This window comes from Amycolatopsis sp. NPDC005003 (assembly GCF_053600695.1).
On sequence record NZ_JBSGAI010000020.1, the window covers coordinates 148,709 to 169,330 of the forward strand.

Annotated in this window: 18 protein-coding genes and 2 riboswitches; of the genes, 9 read left to right on the plus strand and 9 right to left on the minus strand. The window is 72.2% G+C overall.

The features are described 5' to 3' along the window. Nucleotides 1–21 precede the first annotated feature (21 nt). On the plus strand, nt 22–2,355 hold the full coding sequence (locus ACWED2_RS23740; protein WP_449692678.1) for a glycoside hydrolase family 2 protein: 2,334 nt from the start codon (nt 22–24) through the stop codon (nt 2,353–2,355). A gap of 108 nt (nt 2,356–2,463) precedes the next feature. On the opposite strand, the gene ACWED2_RS23745 is transcribed toward ACWED2_RS23740, so the two are convergent. Continuing rightward, a complete protein-coding gene (locus tag ACWED2_RS23745) occupies nt 2,464–2,826 on the minus strand; it encodes a DUF488 domain-containing protein (protein WP_449692679.1) in 363 nt (120 codons plus the stop codon). Between the two features lie 314 nt (nt 2,827–3,140). On the opposite strand from ACWED2_RS23745, the gene ACWED2_RS23750 reads away from it, so the two are divergent. Then, entirely contained in the window at nt 3,141–6,116 is a 2,976-nt protein-coding gene (locus ACWED2_RS23750; RefSeq protein WP_449692680.1) for a BTAD domain-containing putative transcriptional regulator, read from the plus strand. Nucleotides 6,117–6,174: 58 nt separating this feature from the next. Here ACWED2_RS23750 and ACWED2_RS23755 read toward each other — a convergent pair whose 3' ends face one another. After that, nucleotides 6,175–8,340 carry a glycoside hydrolase family 15 protein gene (locus ACWED2_RS23755; RefSeq protein ID WP_449692681.1) on the minus strand — a complete coding sequence of 722 codons (2,166 nt, stop codon included), beginning with the start codon at nt 8,338–8,340 and terminating at the stop codon, nt 6,175–6,177. A gap of 203 nt (nt 8,341–8,543) precedes the next feature. Between ACWED2_RS23755 and ACWED2_RS23760 the strand changes: the two genes are divergently transcribed. From ACWED2_RS23760 to thiD (ACWED2_RS23770), 3 genes are all read left to right on the plus strand, one after another. Continuing rightward, on the plus strand, nt 8,544–9,455 hold the full coding sequence (locus ACWED2_RS23760; RefSeq protein ID WP_449692682.1) for a S1C family serine protease: 912 nt from the start codon (nt 8,544–8,546) through the stop codon (nt 9,453–9,455). 40 nt (nt 9,456–9,495) lie between these two features. Further along, nucleotides 9,496–9,616, plus strand: a riboswitch (TPP riboswitch). Continuing rightward, a complete protein-coding gene (gene thiC / locus ACWED2_RS23765; RefSeq protein ID WP_449692683.1) occupies nt 9,611–11,248 on the plus strand; it encodes a phosphomethylpyrimidine synthase ThiC in 1,638 nt (545 codons plus the stop codon). (Overlaps the previous riboswitch by 6 nt.) Then, entirely contained in the window at nt 11,245–12,063 is an 819-nt protein-coding gene (thiD, locus tag ACWED2_RS23770) for a bifunctional hydroxymethylpyrimidine kinase/phosphomethylpyrimidine kinase (RefSeq protein WP_449692684.1), read from the plus strand. Before thiC ends, thiD (ACWED2_RS23770) begins: the two co-directional genes overlap by 4 nt. 130 nt (nt 12,064–12,193) lie before the next feature. Here thiD (ACWED2_RS23770) and ACWED2_RS23775 read toward each other — a convergent pair whose 3' ends face one another. Then, nucleotides 12,194–12,589, minus strand: a complete 396-nt coding sequence (locus ACWED2_RS23775) for a winged helix-turn-helix transcriptional regulator (RefSeq protein ID WP_449692685.1) — start codon at nt 12,587–12,589, stop codon at nt 12,194–12,196. 90 nt (nt 12,590–12,679) lie between these two features. Between ACWED2_RS23775 and ACWED2_RS23780 the strand changes: the two genes are divergently transcribed. Beyond that, nucleotides 12,680–13,603, plus strand: a complete 924-nt coding sequence (locus tag ACWED2_RS23780) for an NADP-dependent oxidoreductase (protein ID WP_449692686.1) — start codon at nt 12,680–12,682, stop codon at nt 13,601–13,603. Here ACWED2_RS23780 and ACWED2_RS23785 read toward each other — a convergent pair. Then, complete coding sequence (locus tag ACWED2_RS23785; RefSeq protein WP_449692687.1) at nt 13,600–14,610, minus strand: phosphatidylinositol-specific phospholipase C domain-containing protein; 1,011 nt, start codon at nt 14,608–14,610, stop codon at nt 13,600–13,602. The genes ACWED2_RS23780 and ACWED2_RS23785 overlap by 4 nt on opposite strands. A gap of 113 nt (nt 14,611–14,723) precedes the next feature. Between ACWED2_RS23785 and thiD (ACWED2_RS23790) the strand changes: the two genes are divergently transcribed. Both thiD (ACWED2_RS23790) and ACWED2_RS23795 read left to right on the plus strand, forming a co-directional pair. Then, nucleotides 14,724–15,551, plus strand: a complete 828-nt coding sequence (gene thiD / locus ACWED2_RS23790; protein ID WP_449692688.1) for a bifunctional hydroxymethylpyrimidine kinase/phosphomethylpyrimidine kinase — start codon at nt 14,724–14,726, stop codon at nt 15,549–15,551. Nucleotides 15,552–15,610: 59 nt separating this feature from the next. Then, the gene (locus ACWED2_RS23795) at nt 15,611–16,417 is read left to right on the plus strand and encodes an ion transporter (RefSeq protein WP_449692689.1); all 807 of its coding nucleotides are present in this window, start codon (nt 15,611–15,613) and stop codon (nt 16,415–16,417) included. Here ACWED2_RS23795 and ACWED2_RS23800 read toward each other — a convergent pair. The 4 genes from ACWED2_RS23800 to thiO form a co-directional block, all read right to left on the minus strand. Then, nucleotides 16,414–16,842 carry a MarR family winged helix-turn-helix transcriptional regulator gene (locus ACWED2_RS23800; protein ID WP_086846856.1) on the minus strand — a complete coding sequence of 143 codons (429 nt, stop codon included), beginning with the start codon at nt 16,840–16,842 and terminating at the stop codon, nt 16,414–16,416. The genes ACWED2_RS23795 and ACWED2_RS23800 overlap by 4 nt on opposite strands. Nucleotides 16,843–16,938: 96 nt before the next feature. Continuing rightward, nucleotides 16,939–17,697, minus strand: coding sequence for a thiazole synthase (gene thiG, locus ACWED2_RS23805; RefSeq protein WP_449692690.1), 759 nt, complete (start codon nt 17,695–17,697; stop codon nt 16,939–16,941). A 1-nt stretch (nt 17,698) separates the two neighbouring features. Continuing rightward, the gene (gene thiS / locus ACWED2_RS23810; protein WP_449692691.1) at nt 17,699–17,899 is read right to left on the minus strand and encodes a sulfur carrier protein ThiS; all 201 of its coding nucleotides are present in this window, start codon (nt 17,897–17,899) and stop codon (nt 17,699–17,701) included. Then, nucleotides 17,899–18,972, minus strand: coding sequence for a glycine oxidase ThiO (gene thiO, locus ACWED2_RS23815; protein WP_449692692.1), 1,074 nt, complete (start codon nt 18,970–18,972; stop codon nt 17,899–17,901). Before thiO ends, thiS begins: the two co-directional genes overlap by 1 nt. Then, nucleotides 18,966–19,071: riboswitch (TPP riboswitch) on the minus strand. It overlaps the preceding gene by 7 nt. 31 nt (nt 19,072–19,102) lie before the next feature. Between thiO and thiE the strand changes: the two genes are divergently transcribed. Beyond that, complete coding sequence (gene thiE, locus ACWED2_RS23820; RefSeq protein WP_449692693.1) at nt 19,103–19,762, plus strand: thiamine phosphate synthase; 660 nt, start codon at nt 19,103–19,105, stop codon at nt 19,760–19,762. A 1-nt stretch (nt 19,763) separates the two neighbouring features. Here the strand turns inward: thiE and ACWED2_RS23825 are convergent, their stop codons facing one another. Further along, a complete protein-coding gene (locus ACWED2_RS23825; RefSeq protein ID WP_449692694.1) occupies nt 19,764–20,519 on the minus strand; it encodes a hypothetical protein in 756 nt (251 codons plus the stop codon). Nucleotides 20,520–20,622: the final 103 nt, after the last annotated feature.

A 20,622-nucleotide genomic window follows, 5' to 3' on the forward strand; every position in this document is an offset into this window, starting at 1 on the left:
ACCCGAGCGGGGAGGTCGCCAGTGCCCGACACCTGGCCACCGCGGCTGTCCCGGCGGGGATTCCTTGCCGCCGGCGGAGCCGCGCTGCTCGGCGTCGTCGCCGGTTCGGCCGGGCACGCCGCACCCGGGCCGGAATCGCTGCGGCTGGGCGATTTCTGGCTGTTCGGGCGGTACGACGACGGCTGCACCGACCCCGGCTTCGACGAGATCGACCTCTCGCCGGTGCAACTCCCCCATTGCGTGACGCCGCTTTCGTGGACCGGGTGGGACCCGGCGTCCTGGCAGGACCGGTGGATCTACCGCAAGCACTTCACGGCGGCGACGGCCGAACGCCACACCGCCCGCTTCGACGGCGTCATGACGAACGCCGAAGTGCACCTCAACGGACGGCTCGTGGCCACCCACGAAGGCGGCTACCTGCCCTTCGAGGTGGACCTGCCGGACGTCGTGGCGGGCGACAACGTGCTCGCCGTCGTCGTCGACGGGCGGTGGGCACTGGACGTCCCGCCGAACCTGCCGCGCGGCGCGGGGCCCTCGGTGATCGACTTCTACCAGCCGGCCGGGATCTACCGGACCGCCACGGTCGGCGCGGTGCCCCGGATCCGGCTCGCCGACGTCTTCGCCCGGCCGGTCGACGTCCTCTCCCCCGGTCGGTCGCTGCACCTGACCTGCACGCTCGACGTGCCGGTCGTCGGGCAGGTGACCGCGTCGGTGCGCGAAGCGGGCCGCGAAGTCGCGCGCGGAGCCGCCCCGGTGCGGGGCACGACCGTCGAATTCGACGTCGGCGGGCTCGGCGGGGTGCGGCTCTGGGACGTCGAGGATCCCGCCCTGTACGAGGTCGTGGTGACGGTCGAGTCCGGGAAGCACGCCCTGGACCAGCGGGTGGTGCGGGTAGGGTTCCGCGAAGCGCGGTTCACCGCCGACGGCTTCTTCCTCAACGGACGGCGGCTCAAGCTGTTCGGCCTCAACCGCCACCAGTGGTACCCGTTCGCCGGCGGCGCGCTGCCGGACCGCGCGCAGCGGCGCGATGCCGAGATCCTGCGTCGCGAGCTGAACTGCACCATGGTCCGCTGCTCGCACTACCCGCAGTCGAGCGCGTTCCTCGACGCCTGCGACGAGCTGGGCCTGCTGGTGTGGGAGGAGATCCCGGGCTGGGGCCACGTCGGGGACGACGCCTGGCAGCGGCGGAACCTGGCGGACGTCGAGGCGATGGTCGTGCGCGACCGCAACCATCCGAGCATCGTCGTCTGGGGCACGCGGGTGAACGAAGCCAACGGCACGACGGCGATGTACGAGCGCACCGGGCGGCTCGCCCGGCAGCTCGACCCGTCGCGGCCGACCAGCGGCGCGCTGGCCAGCACCACCCTGGGGCGGTTCGCCGGCGGCGACGTCGAGGTGCTGGCCTACAACGACTACACCGCCCGGCGCGGGACGCCCTACCGGCTGCGTCCGCCGCGGCCGGGGGTGCCGTACCTGGTGACGGAGACGATCGGCACGATCGCCGGGGCCCGCGCCTACCGCCGCACCGACCCCCCGGGCGTCCGGCAGCAGCAGGCGGAGCTGCACGCGAAGGCCCACGACCTCGCCGCCGCCGACGACCGCTACTGCGGGCTGCTCGCCTGGTGCGCGTTCGACTACCCGTCGGGCTGGCAGCGATCGGTGGACGGTTCGAAGTACGCGGGGGTGTCGGACATCTTCCGGATCCCCAAGCCCGCCGCGGCTTTCTACGCCTCGCAGGTCGACCCGCGGGTGCGGGTGGTGGCCGAGCCCGGCTTCGCCTGGGACTTCACGGCGCAGCCCTCCGGACCCGGGCCGGGGGCGACGATCTGGTCCAACTGCGAGCGCCTGTTGCTGTTCCTCGACGACCGGCCCGCGGGTGAGGCCCGCAGCAGGCGAGCGGAGTTCCCGCACCTGCGGTACCCGCCCTTCGCCGCCGACCTCGCCGTGCCGAAGGGGCGGCGACCACAGCTGCGCATCGACGGCTACGTGGCCGGACGGCTGGTCGTGAGCCGGCACTTCAGCGGCGACCGCGGGCTGGACGTGCTCAGTTGCGTGCCCGACGACCCGGAACTCCGGGCCGACGGCGGCGACGCGACCCGCGTGGTCGTGGCGGCGGTGGACCGCTTCGGAACACTGCGCGCGGGGACGGCGGGAGCGGTGCGGCTGGCCCTGACCGGCCCGGGCGAGCTGGTCGGCGACCCGACGCTGGACTTCGGCGCGACGGGCGGCGCGGCCGCGGTGTGGCTCCGGCCCTTCGCCGGGCCGCCGGGGACACTCACGCTGACGGCCCGCCACGAGACGCTCGGCTCGGCCACGGCGACCGTGCGGGTGACACCCAACGCGACCCGGTCCTGAGCCCCCTCACCGTGTCGCCCCTCCAATCACGCGTGTCGCCCACCCAATCACGCGAGATGCCCCTCCAATCACACGAGATGCCCCTCCAGTCACGGGCGATGCCCGCCATCACTCGCCGGTGAGCACCGCCGCCAGCACCGCCGCCTGGCTGATCGACGGGGAACCGCTCGCCGTCAGGAGGGTCACCGGGCCGTCTCCGGCCAGCGCGCGCAGCCGGTCCAGTGCCGCGACGCGGTCGGGTTCGCGCAGTTCCGCCCGGTAGCGCTCGGCGAACTCCGCGAACCGCCCGGGGTCGTGGCCGTACCAGGTGCGCAGCTCGTCGGACGGGGCGAGGCCGCGGAACCAGCCGTCGAGGACCACCGCCGTGCGGGCGGTGCCGCGGAGCCAGAGCCGTTCGACGAGCACGCGGGTGCCGTCGGCGGGCCCGGCCGGGTCGGCCAGGCGCGCCACCCGGACGACCGTCGGCTGCATGCGCGCATTCTGCGGCGGGCGGGCGCGGGCCGCCACCGGAGCAGCGACGGCCCCGGGTGGCAGCTGCCCCGGGCAGCGATCGGCACAAGGGCCACCACGGCGACCGTGGAGGGGTCGCCGTGGTGGTCCTACCCCCAGCTCGTGCCGCCCGTGAACAACGACAGCCGAATCCGCCGGTGTCCTGGCGGCCGAGCCGGCTGTGGACATCGTCGGGAGCGTGTCCTGCAGCCCCGCCAGGATGGCGGACCGGCACTGCAGGACGCTTGCAGTACGCTTGCACGTCAAGATCAGGTGCACGAGGGAGAGGTGACCGGGTGGAGTTCCGCGTCCTCGGCGCCGTCGAGGCGACGGCGGAGGGCGACCCGGTCGATCTCGGTTCCCGCAAGCAGCGCCTGGTCCTCGCCGTCCTGCTGCTCGACGCCGGCCGCCCGGTCACCCTCGACCGGCTCGTGGACCTGCTCTGGCCCGACGATCCCCCGGCCAGCGCGCGCAACACCGTCCAGGCGCTGGTCTCGCGGCTGCGTGCGGTATTCCGCGCCGCGGGCGGTCCCGAACTCGTCACCGAAGGCCACGCATACGTCCTGCGCGCCGACCCGGACACGATCGACGCCCACCGCTTCACCGCCCTCGTCCGCCGGGCCCGCGCGGCCGGCGACGAGGCCGCCGTCGAGCTGTTCGACGAGGCCCTCGCGTTGTGGCGCGGCGACGCCCTGACCGGCGCCGCGACCGCCGACGTCGCCGGCGTGCTGCTCGCCGGGCTGAACGAAGCCCGCTGGAGCGCGTTGGAAGATCGCGTCGACGCGCAGCTGCGGCTCGGCCGCGGCCGAGCCGTGCTCGCCGAACTGACGACGCTGGTCGCCGCGCACCCGTTCCGCCAGCGGTTCGTCGGCCAGCTCATGCTCGCGCTGCACCGCGAGGGCCGGACCGACGCCGCCCTCGCCGCCTTCCGCGGGCTGCGCACCCGGCTCGTCACCGAGCTCGGGCTCGACCCGTCGCCGGAGCTGGACCGGCTCGAGGCCGCGATCCTCGCCGCCGACCCGGCTCTGGACGCCACGCCGGAGCCGCCGCCGGAACCGGTGCGCCCGGCCCAGCTGCCCCACGACGTCCGCGGCTTCACCGGCCGCGCCGCCGAGCTGGCCCGGCTCGACGAACCGGCGGCCCCCGGGCCCGGAGCGGACATCCGCGTGGTCACCGGCACGGCCGGAGTCGGCAAGACCGCGCTCGCCGTCCGCTGGGCGCACCGCGTCCGGGACCGCTTCCCCGACGGCCAGCTCTACCTCGACCTGCGCGGGTTCGACCCGGACCACGAGCCGCTCACCCCGGCCGTCGCGGCCGCGCAGCTGCTGCGGGCGCTCGGTACCGACCCGCGGGCGATCCCGCCGGACGGGGGTGGCCGCACCGCGCTCTGGCGCTCGCTGCTGGCCGACCGGCGGGTCCTGGTCCTGCTCGACAACGCCCGCGACAGCGCTCAGGTGACGCCGCTGCTGCCGCCGTCCGGCACGGTGCTGGTCACCAGCCGGCAGCGGCTCGGCGACCTCATCGCCCGCACCGGCGCGCGGGCGGTGCCGCTGTCCGTGCTGCCGGCCGAGGATTCCCGGCAGCTGCTGGAAACCGTGCTCGGGCCGCCCGCGGTCGCCGCGGAACCGGCCGCGGCGGCGGAGCTCGCCCGGCTGTGCGGGCACCTCCCGCTCGCGCTGCGGCTCGCCGCGGCGAACCTCGGCGCCGGTGAGGTCTCCGGCATCGCCGAGCTGGCCCGGGAACTCGCCGACGGCGATCCACTCGCCGGGCTGAGCGTCGACGGTGCCGAACAAAGCGCCGTCACGACGGCGTTCTCCGTGTCGTACCGGGCCCTGCCCGCGGAGCACCGCCTGCTGTTCCGGCGGCTCGCGCTCGTGCCGGGCCAGACGTTCACCGCGCCGGTGGCCGCGCGGCTCGCCGCGGTCGCCGACGCCCAGGCCGGCCGGCAGCTCAAGGCCCTCGCCGCGGCCAACCTCGTCGAACGGCACCTGCCCGGCCGCTACCGCTTCCACGACCTGCTGCGCAGCTACGCGGGCGGGCGGGTCGCGGCCGACGACACCGCCGCCGACGGGGACGCGGCGCAGCGGCGGCTGTTCGACCACTACCTCGCGACGGCCGACGCCGCGGGACGGCTGCTGATCCCGCACTTCCTCCGGCTGCCCCGGCCCGAACCGGAGCAGCCGTTCGACGGCACCGAAGAGGCACTGGCCTGGCTGGACACGGAGTGGCCGAACCTCGCTGCCGCTGTCGAGCATTCGGCGGCACACGGCCCGCGTGAGTACGCCTGGCACCTGGCCGACGCGCTCCGGGCGTTCTTCCACCACCGCGGCCACCACACCGAGTGGATCGACACGGCCACGACGGCGCTGACCGCCGCCCAGGCCGACGGCGACCGGCAGGCGCAGGCGGCGATGCGGCTGTCCATCGCGCTCGCCGGGGTCAACAGCGGCCGCTACGCCGACGCCCGCGCCCACCTGACGACGGTGCTGGACGACGGGCTGGCGGCGGAGTGGCCGGCCGGCCGCGCCGCGGCGCTCAACAACCTCAGCGCCGTGCTCCAGCGCCTCGGCGACGCGCACGAGGCGATCGCGTGCGGCCTGGAAGCGTTGCGGCTGTGCGAAGAAACCGCCATGCCGGGCATCACGATGGCGCTGGCCAACCTCGGGTTCGCCTGCGGCCAGGTCGGCGACTTCGACGCCGCGCTCGGCCACTTCGGCCGCGCCCTGGACATCGCCGAACGCGACGGCGCGCGGTTCAGCGTGGCCGTGCTGCTGGTCGACCTCGGGCACGTCCACCGCGATCTCGGGAACGCCGTCGCGGCCGAGTTCTACGAGCGGGCCCTGACCGCCAACCGGGAACTCGGCTACCAGTACGGCGAAGCGGCGGCACTGTCCGGCCGCGCGGTCATGGAGGCACGCGCGGGTGACGGCACCCGGGCGCTCGCCGACGCGGCCGCCGGGGTGGAGCTGACCCGCCGCATCGGCGACCGCGGCACCGAGGCGTCGGCGCTGGCCTCACTCGGCGAGACCTGCCTCCGGCTGGACCGCCCGGCGGAAGCCGTCCAGCACTTGACGGCCGCGCTGGACATCGCCCGCGAAACGAGCTTCACGTGGTGCGAAGCCGCGGCGCTGACGGGCCTCGCCGAAGCGGCGCTCGCCGTGGGTGACACCGAAGGGGCGCGCACCCACGGCGAAGCCGCCGTCAAGCTCGCCGCCCAGGCGGGCTACCGCCCACTGGAGACCCGGGCGGCCCGCGTCCTCGAGCCGTCGTGAGTGGTAATTCGGGTTAGAACCCGAATTACCACTCACGACCAGCCGCGGCAGACCCGGATCAGCAGCCGAGGAAGTGGCAGCGGACCACCTTCGGCGTCTCCAGGACCGAGCCCGCCTCGACGTCCCAGGCGAGCCGGACGTACTGGGCGTGCGTCCAGGCCAGCGGGGTCGCCGACGTCGTGGGCGTGCCGGCCGGGAAGCCGGTCTGCCCGGACGGCGCGTTCTCGTCCCACACCTGCTCCGGCATGGTCCCCGCCGAGCTGCTCACGCGGCCGAGGTCACGCAGCCGCCGCGCGGCCGACGCACTGTCGCCGAGGGCCAGTTCGTACTCGCCGCGTTCGCCGGCGAGCAGCGGCCAGAGCCGGCCGAACGTGGTGCGGCTCTCGGCGGGGAACGTGTAGTCCCACGGCGAGCCGTCGGCCTGCTCGCCGTAGCCGTCCTTCGTGTAGCGGTGCCAGAACTGCCCGGTCGGGGTGGTGAACGCGATGTCCTTGTCGGTGACGCGGACGCTGTTGCGGATCACCGGGTCGTCGGCGCGGTAGACGCCGAGCCGGACCAGGTCGAGGAAGCCCGCGTCGGTGACCGCGCGCTGGTCCATCGTCACGCTCGAGTTGCCGAGGTTGTACGTCGTCCCGTTGTTCGCGTTCGCGTCCTTGGTGAGCCGGACGAAGTACGGGTCCTTCGACAGCGGCCCGTTCGTGGTGACCGTCTGCTTCGGCAGGTCGGCCTTCATCTTGTCGGCCGCGGCGAGGTACCGGGCCGCGTCGGCCGCGGCGCCGTTGTGCGAAGCGATGTCCGCGGCGCAGACGAGCCCGGCGATCACCGAGGCGATGGTCGACGGGGACCAGCCGTCCTGCTCCTCCCAGCGCTCCTGCTGGGTGTACGGCGTCGGCTGCCCGTTCGGCCCCCGGTAGCCCAGGATGAAGTCGGCGGCCTTGCGGACGCCGGGCCACAGGTCGTTCCGGCCGAGCTGCTGGGCGAGCACGATCGGGAACGCCGTCTCGTCGAGCTGGATCGACGTCCAGTACGGGACGCCGTCGACCCGGCTGTTCTGCGGCAGGTGCCCGTCGGGCTGCTGCTGCGTGCCGAACATGTACGTCACCGCGCGGTTCGCGGCCCCCGTGTCGCCGCCGGCGGCCAGGCCGGTCGCGATCTGGTAGAGGTCACGCGGCCAGACCAGGTGGTAGGTGCCGGACGGCGACCACTCCGGGTCGTTGTTCCCGAACCGCCACGGCATGCTCGGCGACGCGATGAACGCGCCCGGGTGGTGCTTGTCCTCGCTGGCGGCGAGCGTCAGCATCGACGCCTGGTACAGGTCGCGCTCGGCGCCGGTCTTCAGCGACGACGGCGGCTTGCCGACACTGCGCAGGTACTGCTGCCAGCCGCGGTCGTACGCGCGCGTGATGTCACGGACGCCGCGTCGCTGCGACGCCTGCGCGCTCTTCACCGCGTCGGCGGCCTTCGCGCCCATGCCGAGGGCGAGGGTGACGTGCCGGTTGCCGAGGCCGTCGGCGTTCGTCTGCCCGGTCAGCACGACGTTGCCCTTGGCCGCGGTGTCGTACTCGGCGAGCTTGAAGGTCTTGCTGAGCTGGGTGTTCCCGTCGGACGCGCCCGCGTAGCCGACGCTGGTCTTGGTGAACGCGGGCTTCGCGGTGAGCGCGGCGGCGTTGGTCGCGTCCTGCGCGGTGACGGCGTCACCCGCGCGGGCGGCCGAGTCGTCGGAGCCGTCGTTGGTGAGATCCGGGTCGGCCACCGCATAGAGCTGGTAGGGCCGCCCGGTGAGCGACCGGAAGTCGACGTCCACCAGCACGGTCGTGGCGGCCGGATCGGTGACGTAGGTCTTGCGGAGGCGCCAGCGGTGCTGGTCGTCGGTGATCGTCTGCTCGTAGACCAAGCTGTCGCCGTCGGTCCGCCGCACCTGCTGCGACTTCGCCGAGTAGTCGGTGACGGCGAAGCTCCGGCCGTCCGTGACGACGAAGTTCATCGAGCGGACGCTGGGTGTCGAGAGGTCCGGGTAGTAGACCTCGGACAGCTGTCCGCCCTGGAGGGTGAACCAGACGTTGCTCGACCGGTCGTGGGCGGTCCCGAAGCCGGTCTTGTTCGCGGGCAGCCAGCTGGGATGGGCACCCGGGGCGCCGGGAGCCTCGCCCTGGGCCGCCGCGGTCCCCGGGATCAGGCCGGTGACCAGCAGCCCGGCGAGGGCGCCGAACATGAGTTTTCGCATATCAACCCCACAGAAGATCGCTTCTGCACCGTTACAGAAGCGACTTGGCAGTCTGCCGCCGATCCTTCACCGGCGCATGGTCCGATCCGGTGAACCACTGACCGTCACTGGTCCGGTGAACCGGTTCACGGACAGCGAACGGACTTCCCGCCCAACCCGGCGCAAACTTGTATTACCTGCAACGGTGTAATCGAGGTATCGCCATGGACGACGCGATGGACGCCTATTCGCGCGCGGTCAGCACGGTCGCCAAGACCGTCACGCCGCACGTCGCCGGGGTGCAGCTCGCGCGGGGCAGCGGCTCGGCCGTCGTCTTCGCCGAGGACGGGCACCTGCTCACCAACGCCCACGTCGTCAGCGACCACCGGCGCGGGGTTGCCACCTTCGCCGACGGCAGCGAAGTGCCCTTCGACGTCGTCGGGGCGGACCCGCTGTCCGATCTCGCCGTGCTGCGCGCACGGGGCGAGACGCCGGCCGCCGCCGCGCTCGGGGACGCCGACCGGCTCGTCGTCGGGCAGCTCGTCGTCGCCGTCGGGAACCCGCTCGGCTTTTCCGGGACCGTCACCGCCGGGGTCGTCAGCGCGCTCGGGCGGGCGCTGCCGGTGCGGCAGGGGCGCACCACCCGCGTGATCGAGGACGTCATCCAGACCGACGCCGCGCTCAACCCGGGCAACTCCGGCGGCGCGCTCGCTGACTCCGCGGGCCGGGTCGTCGGCGTCAACACCGCGGTCGCCGGCGTCGGGCTCGGGCTGGCCGTGCCGATCAACGCGACCACCCGGCGGATCATCGACACGCTCGTGGTCGAGGGGCGGGTGCGACGGGCGTACCTCGGCGTCGTCGGCGTGCCCGCGCCGCTGCCGGACGACGTCGCCGAGCGGACCGGGCAGCGCGCGGGGCTGCGGGTGCACGAAGTCGTCTCCGGCGGTCCCGCCGACCGGGCCGGGCTGCGCGCCGGCGACCTCGTGCTCACCGTGGGGCGCACGCGTGTTTCGGACGCGCAAGGCATCCAGCGGCAGCTGTTCGCGGAAGTGATCGGCACCGCACTGCCGATCACCGTGCTGCGCAACGGCGCCATGGTCGACGTCTACGCCACACCGGCAGAGTTGGTCGGGTGACTTGAGTATCGCGCGTCGGCGTGGCATGGTCGGGGCACAACCAAAACACCGCGGGAGCTCGCGCCATGGCGGGCTGAGAGGGTGACTTGCGTTTCGCAGGCGTCACCGACCGCATGAACCTGACCGGGTAATGCCGGCGTAGGGAGTGACCGTCGTTGACGACGCTGGAAAACAATGCTGCCGTAACGGTGACCACCGGGCCGATCACGGGCTCGCACAAGGCGTACCACCAGACGGAATCCGGGCTCCGCGTCCCCGTCCGGCGGATCGATCTCTCCAACGGTGAGCACTTCGACGTTTACGACACTTCGGGCCCGTACACCGATCCCGACGTCGAGATCGATGTCCACTCCGGACTGCACCGGCTGCGGGCCGGCTGGGCCGACGGGCGGGAGCACAACACCCAGATCGGCTGGGCCAAGCAGGGCGTCATCACCCGCGAAATGGAGTACATCGCCGCGCGCGAACGGGTTTCGCCCGAATTCGTGCGGGACGAGGTCGCCCGCGGCCGCGCGGTGATCCCGGCCAACCGGAAGCACCCCGAGACCGAGCCGATGATCATCGGCAAGAACTTCCTGGTGAAGATCAACGCCAACATGGGCAACTCGGCCGTCTGGTCGTCGGTCGAGGAAGAGGTCGACAAGATGGTGTGGGCGACCCGCTGGGGCGCCGACACGATCATGGACCTCTCCACCGGCAAGCGGATCCACGAGACGCGGGAGTGGATCATCCGCAACTCGCCGGTGCCGGTCGGCACCGTGCCGATCTACCAGGCGCTGGAAAAGGTCGACGGGGAACCGGAAAAGCTGTCGTGGGAGGTGTACCGCGACACGATCATCGAGCAGTGCGAGCAGGGTGTCGACTACGTCACCGTGCACGCCGGCGTGCTGCTGCGTTACATCCCGCTGACCGCCCGGCGCGTCACCGGGATCGTCAGCCGCGGCGGGTCGATCATGGCCGCGTGGTGCCTCGCCCACCACAAAGAGTCCTTTTTGTACACGCACTTCGAGGAGCTCTGCGAGATCCTCCGGCAGTACGACGTCACGTTCTCCCTCGGCGACGGCCTGCGGCCCGGCTCGATCGCCGACGCCAACGATCGCGCCCAGTTCGCCGAGCTGGAGACCCTGGGCGAGCTGACGCACCTCGCGCGTTCGCACGACGTCCAGGTGATGATCGAGGGCCCCGGCCACGTGCCGATGCACAAGATCAAGGAGAACGTGGAGCTCGAGGAAAAGCTCTGCGGCGAGGCGCCGTTCTACACCCTCGGTCCACTCGCGACGGACATCGCGCCGGCGTACGACCACATCACCTCGGCCATCGGCGCGGCCCAGATCGGCTGGTACGGCACGGCGATGCTGTGTTACGTGACGCCGAAAGAGCACCTCGGCCTGCCCAACCGCGACGACGTGAAGACCGGCGTCATCACGTACAAGATCGCCGCGCACGCCGCGGACCTGGCCAAGGGGCACAAGTACGCGCAGGAGTGGGACGACGAGCTGTCGAAGGCGCGCTTCGAGTTCCGCTGGAACGACCAGTTCAACCTGTCGCTGGACCCGGACACCGCACGTTCGTTCCACGACGAAACCCTGCCCGCCGAGCCGGCCAAGACCGCGCACTTCTGCTCGATGTGCGGCCCGAAGTTCTGCTCGATGCGGATCACGCAGGACGTCCGCAAGTACGCCGAGGAACACGGTCTGTCCACTGTGGAGGCCATCGAGGCGGGCATGGCGTCGAAGTCGGCCGAGTTCACCGAGTCCGGCGGCAAGGTGTACCTGCCCGTGGTGCAGCCGTGACACCGAGGACCGCCCTCACCATCGCCGGATCGGACTCCGGCGGTGGTGCGGGCATCCAGGCCGATCTGCGGACGTTCTTCGCGCACGGGGTCCACGGGCTGGTCGCCTTGACGGCGGTCACCGTGCAGAATTCGCTGGGCGTGCAGGGTTTCACGGAAATCCCGGCTGACGTGGTCACCGCGCAGATCAAGGCGGTGGCGTCGGACATGGGCGTGAACGCGGCCAAGACAGGCATGCTGGCCACCGCGGAGATCATCCGTTCGGTGGCGAAGACCCTGGACGAGGTCGGGCCGTTCCCCTTCGTGGTCGACCCGGTGGCGGCGTCGATGACGGGCCACGCGCTGCTACGCGAGGACGCCCTGGAGGCGATCCGCACGGAGCTGTTCCCCCGGGCGACGCTGATCACGCCGAACCTGGACGAAGTCCGCCTGCTGACCGGGATTTCGGTCGTGGATGCGGCTTCGCAGCGCGAGGCGGCGGAGGCGTTGCTGACCTTCGGCTCGCAGTGGGTCCTGGTGAAGGGCGGCCACATGCAGGGCACGGCCGACTGCGTCGACCTGCTGTCGGACGGCCGCGAGTACATCACCCTCGGCGGCCCCCGGTACGAGACGGACAACACCCACGGCGGCGGCGACACCTTGGCGTCGGCGATCACGGCGTCGCTCGCGAAGGGCGCTTCGGTGCCGGACGCCGTGGCGGCGGGGAAGAAGTTCATCGAGCGGTGCGTGGCGGAGGGGTACCGGCTGGGCGCGGGCGTGGGCCCGGTCTCCCCGTTCTGGGTGCTCGACACGGGCGCGAACCCGAATCTCGCGTGATCGAAGACGGAACTCGCGTGATCCGAGCCGGAACTCGCGAGTTCCGGCCCCAATCACCCGGTTTCGGGCCTGATCACGCCAGTTTCGGGCCTGATCACGCCAGTTTCGGGTCTGATCACGCCGGTTCCGGCTAGTGGACCGGCTGCAGCTCGCGGCCGTCGTACTCCTCGCGGGCCGAGCGGATGCGGCCGAAGTTCGCCTGGGACCACGCGCTCAGCGCGATCAGGTGCGCGCCCACCTCGGCGCCCATCTCCGTCAGCGCGTACTCCACCGTCGGCGGTGTTGTCGGGTACACCGTGCGGGTCACGAAGCCGTCGCGCTCCAGCTGGCGGAGGTTCTGGGTCAGCATCTTCTGGCTGATTCCGTCCACCGCGCGGCGCAGCTCGCCGAAACGGTGGGGGCCGCGGGCCAGCGCGCCCAGGACCAGGGCCGTCCACTTGTTGGCCAGCAGGTCGAGGACATCGCGGCACGGGCAGTTGCGCAGGTACACATCCCAGGGTCCGCCCTGGTCACAGGTGGTTTCCATCAGGTACCTACTGTACCAACTAGTGCCTTCTGGCGAAAAGTGACCAAGGACCCGACGATGGAGGTGACCCCGAACGAAGGAGAGAAACCGATGCGCATCGTGACCCAGCAGGCCCTCGGCGGACCGGAGGTGCTCCAGGTCACCGAGGCACCGCGCCCCGAACCGGGGCCGACGGAGGTCCTGGTGCGGGTGCACGCCGCCGGGATCAACCCGGTCGACTGGAAGGTGCGGCGCGGCGGCGGCTTCCTCGGCACGCCGCCGTTCACCGTCGGCTGGGACGTCGCCGGCGTCGTCGAAGAGGCCGGCTTCGGCGCGACCGGCGTCCTGGAAGGCGACGAAGTCCTCGGCATGCCGTGGTTCCCGCGGCCGGCCAGTGCCTACGCCGAGTACGTCACCGCGCCCTCGCGGCACTTCGTCCGCAAGCCGGCCGGGCTGTCCTTCGCCGAGGCCGCCGCGCTGCCGCTGGCCGGGCTGACCGCCTGGCAGGGCCTGGTCGACCTGGCGAACGTCCGGAGTGGACAGCGCGTGTTCGTCGACGCCGCCGCGGGCGGGGTGGGGCATCTCGCCGCGCAGATCGCCAAGGCGCGCGGGGCGCACGTGATCGGCACGGCCAGTGCCGGTAAGCACGGCTTCCTGCGCGAGCTCGGCGTCGACGAACCGATCGACTACCACGACGAAAGCGCCACTACGTCCGATGTGGACGTCTACTTCGGACTCGTCGGGGAAGAGAACGACCTGCGCTGGCTGCCCGCCATCAAGCCCGGCGGCCTGCTGATCAGCGTGCCCAGCGCCGTCACGGACCGGGTGGCGCGGAAAGCGGCCGAACGCGATGTGCGGACGAGCAGGATCCTCGTCGAACCGGACCGCGGCGGGCTGACCGGCCTCGTCGAGCTGATCGAAGCCGGTCAGCTGAAGGTCCACGTCGAGCAGACCTTCCCGCTGGAGGACGCCGCCAAGGCACACGAGCTGGGCGAATCGGGCCGGGTGTCCGGCAAGCTCGTGCTGACGCTCTAACCGCGGGCGAGCACCTGGGGCAGCACCGTCGTGAGCCCGGTCCAGTCCGCGGTGACCACCGACGCGTGCTGCTTCGCCAGGTCGGCGACGCGCTGGTTGGCCTGCTCCACCGTCGGGTTGTGGCCGTCGATGGCCGGCGCGACGTTCTGCGCGTCGGTCATCACCACGTAGTAGTGGTTGGCGTCGTACCACCACGGCCCGGTCTGCGTCACCCACGCGTTCGCGTCGCCGTCGAACACGACGAACCACGGCTTGAGGTCGGCGGTGTACTTGTCCCGCGGGTCGCCGCCGGCCGCGCCGTGCACCGTCGGGAAGATGTTCGCGTCGCCGAGCTTGCCGGCGTTCTTCAGGCCGGCCAGGTACCGCGCGTACTCGACGTCGGTCTTCAGCGTGTCGGTCGGGTTCTGTTCCTCGACCGTGCCCGGGATGATCTCGGTGATCACCCGGCCCCGCAACGCGTCCACGGACGGCCAGTTGTCCGCCTTGGCCGCGTCGTCCAGCGTCGCGTAGCCGCCGAGCAGCTCGGCCGGGCGGAAGGCGACGCTGCCGAGGTGCGCGCGGAAGGTGGCGTCCAGCTCGTCCGGGCCCATCCCGGTGTTGTCCGAGAAGCCGGTCTTCATCTCCAGTTTCAAAGTGATCGGTGTGTGCCCGGGGTGGGCGGCCAGCCAGATCCGGATGTCGTCGAGGCAGTACTCGAGGTTCTTGTTCTTGCCGCCCGAGTACAGCTGCGAAGCCGAGGTCGCCGCGACGCAGTTGTTGTTGTTCCCCAGCGGGTTCGAGTGGCTGACCTTCCACTCGTGGGTGAAGAAGTCCGGCCAGACGTCCAGCTCGATCAGCGACGAGCCGGCGTCGAGCGCCTGGGCGAGGTAGCCGTAGGCCGCCGTGTCGTAGGTGTTGTGCACGCCGACCGTGGTGACGTGGGAGAGCTTGGGACTGTCCGCATTCGCGGCCGTCGCCCCGGAGAGCGTGAGCGCCGCCGCGAGAAGAGCCACCGAGAAGAGCTTCATCCAGGCTCCTTCGCCCGTGAACTGGTGAGTAGCCCCCACAATGTGCCACCGTGGTTGACTGTTGATGAAGCAAAAGAGGCTGATTGGCCTAGACCAGAAGTCGGGAAACCACCATGACGACGAGCCTTCCGACCGCGCTGACCATCGCGGGGTCGGACTCCGGCGGCGCCGCCGGGCTGCAGGCGGACCTGCGCACGTTCCTGACCTGCGGCGTGCACGGCCTGGTCGCGGTCACCGCCGTCACCGTGCAGAACACCCTGGGCGTGCACGACCGCGCCGACCTGCCGCCGCACATCGTGGCCGGGCAGATCGAGGCCGTGGCGGCGGACATGGGCGTCGGCGCGGCGAAGACCGGCATGCTGGCCTCGGCCGAGATCATCCACGCCGTCGCCGCCGCGTGCGACAACGCCGAAATCGGCCGCGACGCGAAGATCCCGTTCGTCGTGGACCCGGTGGCGGCCTCGATGCACGGCCACCCGCTGTTCGACGAAGCTGGCCTGCACGCCCTGCGCGACGAACTGCTGCCGCGCGCGACGGTGCTGACCCCGAACCTCGACGAGGTCCGGCTGCTCACCGGGATGACGGTGAAGGACCGCGAGGGCATGCACACCGCGGCGGTGGTGCTGCACCGGATGGGCCCGCGGTACGTCCTGGTCAAGAGCGGCCACCTGCAGGCCGACCCGGAGTGCGTGGACCTGCTGTTCGACGGTTCGACGTTCGTGGAGCTGCCGGGGCCGCGGTACCCGACACCGCACACCCACGGCGCGGGCGACACGATGGCGTCGGCGCTGACCGCGGGCCTGGCGAAGGGCATGTCCGTGGTCGAAGCCGCGCGCTACGGCAAGTGGTTCGTCTCGCACGCCGTCGAGCACGCCTACCCGATGGGCGCGAAGGTCGGCCCGGTCTCGGCCTTCTGGCGGCTGGCTCCCGAGGAGCGCTGAGCGACCGTCCGGTTACCATCCCTGCGTTTACTGTTCCTTGACCGAAACCGGGGGCGGCCTTGACCGGGCGCGAGCGGGTGGCGGCGGTCCTCGAGGGCCGCCGCTTCCAGAACTTCATCATCGCCGTGATCGTCTTCAACGCGGTCACCCTCGGCATGGAGACCTCCACGTCGATCATGGCCGGCTACGGCGGCGTCCTGCACGCGCTGGACCACATCGCGCTGGGCATCTTCGTCGCCGAGCTGCTGGCGAAGTTCTACGCCTACCGCGGCAGCTTCTTCCGCGACAACTGGAACGTCTTCGACCTGCTCGTGGTCGGCATCGCGGTGATCCCGGCGACCGGGCCGTTCGCCGTCCTGCGGTCGCTGCGCGTGCTGCGCGTCCTGCGGCTGATCTCCGTCGTGCCGTCGATGCGCAAGGTCGTCTCGGGGCTGCTGGCCGCGATCCCCGGGATGGCGTCGATCGCCGCGCTGCTCGCCCTGATCATCTTCGTGGCCGGGGTGATGGCGACGAAGCTGTTCGGCACCATCGACCCGGGCGACTTCGGCGACCTCGGGACGTCGCTGTTCACCCTGTTCCAGGTGATGACCGGCGAGGCGTGGCCGGACATCGCGAAGACGATCATGGAGCAGGCGCCGCTGGCCTGGATCTTCTTCGTCGTCTACATCCTGGTGTCCAGCTTCGCGGTGCTGAACCTCTTCATCGCCGTCGTGGTCAGCGGCATGGAGGACGAGCTGCGCCAGGACATCCGCGAGGAAGAGGCCAAGCAGGCCGAAGCGCAGGCCGCCGCGAACCAGGAGATCCTCGACGAGCTCCGCGCCCTGCGCGCGGAGCTGGCCGAACTGCGGCAGGAGAAGGCGGCTTAATCGTCCGCGATCAGGGCCTCGAGCGCCGGCAGCGCCGCCAGCAGCGCTTCCCGGTGGTCCGGCGAGAGCCGGTCGAGCCGCCGGTTGAGCTCCTGGACCCGCGTCGACCGGACGCCGGACACGAGCCGTTCGCCCTCTTCGGTCGCCTTCGCCAGCCAGGCGCGGCGGTCGACCGGGTCGGACTCGCGGCTGACGTAGCCGGCCTCGACCAGGGACGCGATGATCCGCGACATCGTCGCGGCGGCCACGCCCTCCTTGGCCGCGAGGTCACCGAGCCGCAGCTGGCCCGCGTGCACCAGCGTCGCCAGCGCCGAGATGGCGCCGTGGCCCGGCCCCGGCACGCCGGCCTGGCGCAGTGACCGGGACAGCCTGCCCACGGCGAGGTACAACCTGCCCGAGACGTCCTGGACCGATGTGCTCGTCACGGCTGGCTCCTTCTGCCCTCACCCCGCCGCGGGTGCGCCGGAAAGTGCCGTCCACCTTACGGGTTCGCGGTTACGGTCGGTGTTACCAACCCTGGTTCACCGGGGTGGGCTCGACGCCTGCGCCCAGAAGCGCTGCGGCACCCGCCCGGCCTCGCGAGCCAGCCGTCCGGCGACGACGGCCGCCCGCATCGCCGCGGCCATCCGCTCGGGATCGGCCGCCCGGGTGACCGCGGTGGAGAGCAGGACGGCGTCGCAGCCGAGCTCCATGGCGAGGGTCGCGTCCGACGCCGTGCCGATTCCGGCGTCCAGGATCACCGGGACGTTCGCCCGCGAGACGATGAGCTCGATGTTGTGCGGATTCCGGATGCCGAGCCCGGTGCCGATCGGCGCGCCGAGCGGCATCACCGCGGCGCAGCCGGCCTCCTCCAGGCGCAGCGCGAGCACCGGGTCGTCGTTCGTGTAGACGAACACGGTGAACCCGTCGGCGGCCAGCCGTTCGGCGGCGTCGAGGGTCTCGATCGGGTCCGGCAGCAGGGTGCGGTCGTCGGCGTGCACCTCGAGCTTGACCAGGTCGGTTTCCAGCGCCTCGCGCGCGAGCTGCGCGGTGAGCACCGCTTCGGCGGCCGTCCGGCAGCCCGCGGTGTTCGGGAGCAGCTCGATGCCGAGCCTCTTCAGGAGTTCGAGGACGCCGGAGCCGCCTTCGGCGTCGGCGCGGCGCATGGCGACGGTGGTCAGCTCGGTACCGGACGCGACCAGCGCGCGTTCCAGCACCGCGAGGTTGGCCGCGCCGCCGGTGCCGATGATCAGCCGGGACGTCAGCTTGGTCGTGCCGATGACCAGTGGTTCTTCGTCCATTTCAACCTCCCTGGACCGCGGTGAGCACGTCGAGGACCGCCCCCTTGGGCACGGCGGTGACCGCCCAGTCGGCGCGGCGGACGACGACGCCGTCGACCGCGACGGCGATGCCGGGCCGTTGCCCGCCAGTCGCGTCGAGGACGTCGGCGACGGTCGCGCCGTCCGGGAACGCCGTCCACTCGCCGTTGAGCTTGATCTCCATCACACGTGCTCCTTCTGGTGCAGGCGGGCGGGTGAGGCCGCTTCGACGCCTTCCGGCGGCTTCTCACCCTCGAGCCAGGCGACCACGGCGTCCGCGGTCACCGGGGCCATCAGCAGGCCGTTGCGGTGGTGCCCGGTCGCGGCGAAAACACCGCCGTCCAAAGCGCCGAGGTACGGCAGCGCGTCCCGGCTGCCGGCCCGCAGCCCGGCGGCGGTCTCGGTCAGCTCGTACTCGGTGATCGCGGGGAAGACGCGTTCGGCGCCTTCGAGCAGCTCGCGCACGCCGCGGGCGGTGACGGCCCGGTCGAAGCCGGCCTCGTACTGGGTGGCGCCCAGGACGAGCTCCTGGTCACCGCGCGGGACGAGGTAGATCGGCCGGCCCTCGACGACGGCCCGGACGGTGTGCGTGGGCGGCGGCAGGCAGCCGCGGCGGGGCCTGAGCCGGAGGATTTCGCCCTTGAGCGGGCGCACGGCGCCGGCGAGCAGCGGGTGCAGCCGCCCGGTCCAGGCGCCCGCGGCGAGCACGACGGCTTCGGCGTCCGGGAGTTCCTCGACGCGCTCGCGGACGAACCGGACACCGCGTTCGCGGCAGGCGCGGTGGAGGGCGTCGAGCAGTTTCCGGTTGTCCACGGCCAGGTCGCCGGGCACGTATAGTCCACTTCGGACGGATCCGGCGCCGGGTTCGAGCCGCTTGACCTCCCGGCCGGTGAGCCGCTCGGCCGCGCGCCCGGTTCCGTGCAAGTGGTTGGCCAGGATGTCCAGGTAGCCGGCGTCGGCGCTGTCGAAGGCGACGACGAGCGTCCCGTGCCCGGCCAGTCCCGGGTCGAAGCCCTCTTCTTGCAGGTCACGCGCGAACCCCGGCCAGCGCTTCAGCGACTCCTCGCCGAGGCGCAGGACGTCCTCCTCGCCCGGCCACGCCTCGGTGACGGGCGCGAGCATGCCCCCGGCCAGCCAGGACGCGCCACCGCGGGCCGGTTCGGGGTCGTAGAGGGTGACCTGGTGGTTTTTCGCGGCCGCGCGCCAAGCGGCGGCGAGGCCGATCACGCCGCCGCCCACCACTGCCAGGTTCGTCATGGAATCACGCTCCCTGCGCCGGCATGACCCGGATCAGGTTCCACGGTCGGAGCGGCAGCTCCCTCTCAGCCCGTGCCTCGGGCTCCCGTGCGGACACATCCACCTTAACCGGCGAGGTACGGTCGCCGCTATGCCCGCCCTCTCCGGTGACAAGATCCGCGCCCGCCTCGACGCCGCGCGCCTGTACCTGTGCACGGACGCCCGCACGGACCGCGGCGACCTGGCCGCCTTCGCCGACGCGGCCCTCGCGGGCGGCGTCGACATCATCCAGCTGCGCGACAAGACCGGCGCTCTGGAGGCGGCCGGCGAGATCGCGGCGCTGGAGGTGCTGGCGGAGGCGTGCGCCCGCCACGGCGCGTTGCTGTCGGTGAACGACCGGGCCGACGTGGCGCTGGCGGTCGGCGCCGACGTGCTGCACCTCGGCCAGGACGACATCCCGGTGCCGCTGGCCCGCCGCATCTTGGGCGACGACGTCGTGATCGGCCGGTCGACGCACTCGCTCGACCAGGCCCTCGCGGCGGCCGCAGAGCCCGGCGTCGACTACTTCTGCACGGGCCCGTGCTGGCCGACGCCGACGAAACCGGGCCGCCCCGCGCCCGGCCTGCACCTGGTGCGCGGGACGGCGGCCTGGACCCCGGACCGGCCGTGGTTCGCGATCGGCGGCATCGACGGGCCGCGACTCGGCGAGGTCCTCGACGCGGGGGCGTCCCGGATCGTGGTGGTCCGGGCGATCACCGAAGCCGAGGACCCCGAGGCCACGGCGCGGGCCCTGCGAGCCCGCCTGCCCTGAGTCACGGGGTCGGCGTGGCCGCGGCGCCCTTGCTGGTCGGCGGGGTGGCCGTGGTGGCCGGGGCCGAGGTCGACGGCTGCTGGGTCGTCGTGCTCGGGGTGGTCGACGGGGTCTCCGACGACGTCGTCGGCGGGGTCGAGGTGTCCGTCGGGGTCGTGCTCGTCTCCGTCGGGGACACCTGCGTGTCGTTCGTCGAGGCCGGCGGGGTGGTCACCGGGGTCTTGTCCTCGTGGCCGGAACCGCCGGTGAAGATCTTGCCGATGCTCGAGCCCGTTCCCCCGCCGATCTGCGTGCCCGTCGCCGACTCGAAGCCGACGATCGACAGGATCGCCACCGCGAACGCCGCCAGGCTCGTGCCGATGAGCAACGGCCAGCGCAGCTTCCGCAGCCGCGCGGACAGCCGCGAGGGCTCCGCCTCCGGCGGTTTCAGCTGAACCGTGGGCTGGTCGGTGATCGGCACCTCAGGCGTCTCCGCCGGTCCGCGCCGCCGGATGCCCGACGTCGCCAGCTGGCGCGCCTTGAGCGCCGCCTCGCGGGTGCGCTGCAGCGAGCGCAGGTACAGCTCGCTGCCGACCGTCGACACCACGCTCGCCACGCCGGCGCCGACCACCGTGCCCGCCACGCCCAACGTCGAGCCGAGCAGCGCCGCGGTCACCGCCGCCAGCGCCGCCGCCAGCACCTGCGCGATCCGCAGGCCCGACTTCTCTTCCTTTTCCTCCGCTGGGACTTCCGCTGTCGCTGCGTTCTCCTTGCTCATGATCCCGATCTAGGTAGTCCGTGTTCTCCCCTGTCCAACGTCTAAGGCGCGCGAGGCACTCCCCTCGTTGCCACGGCGTGAGGAGGACCACTCCGTCTGTCCA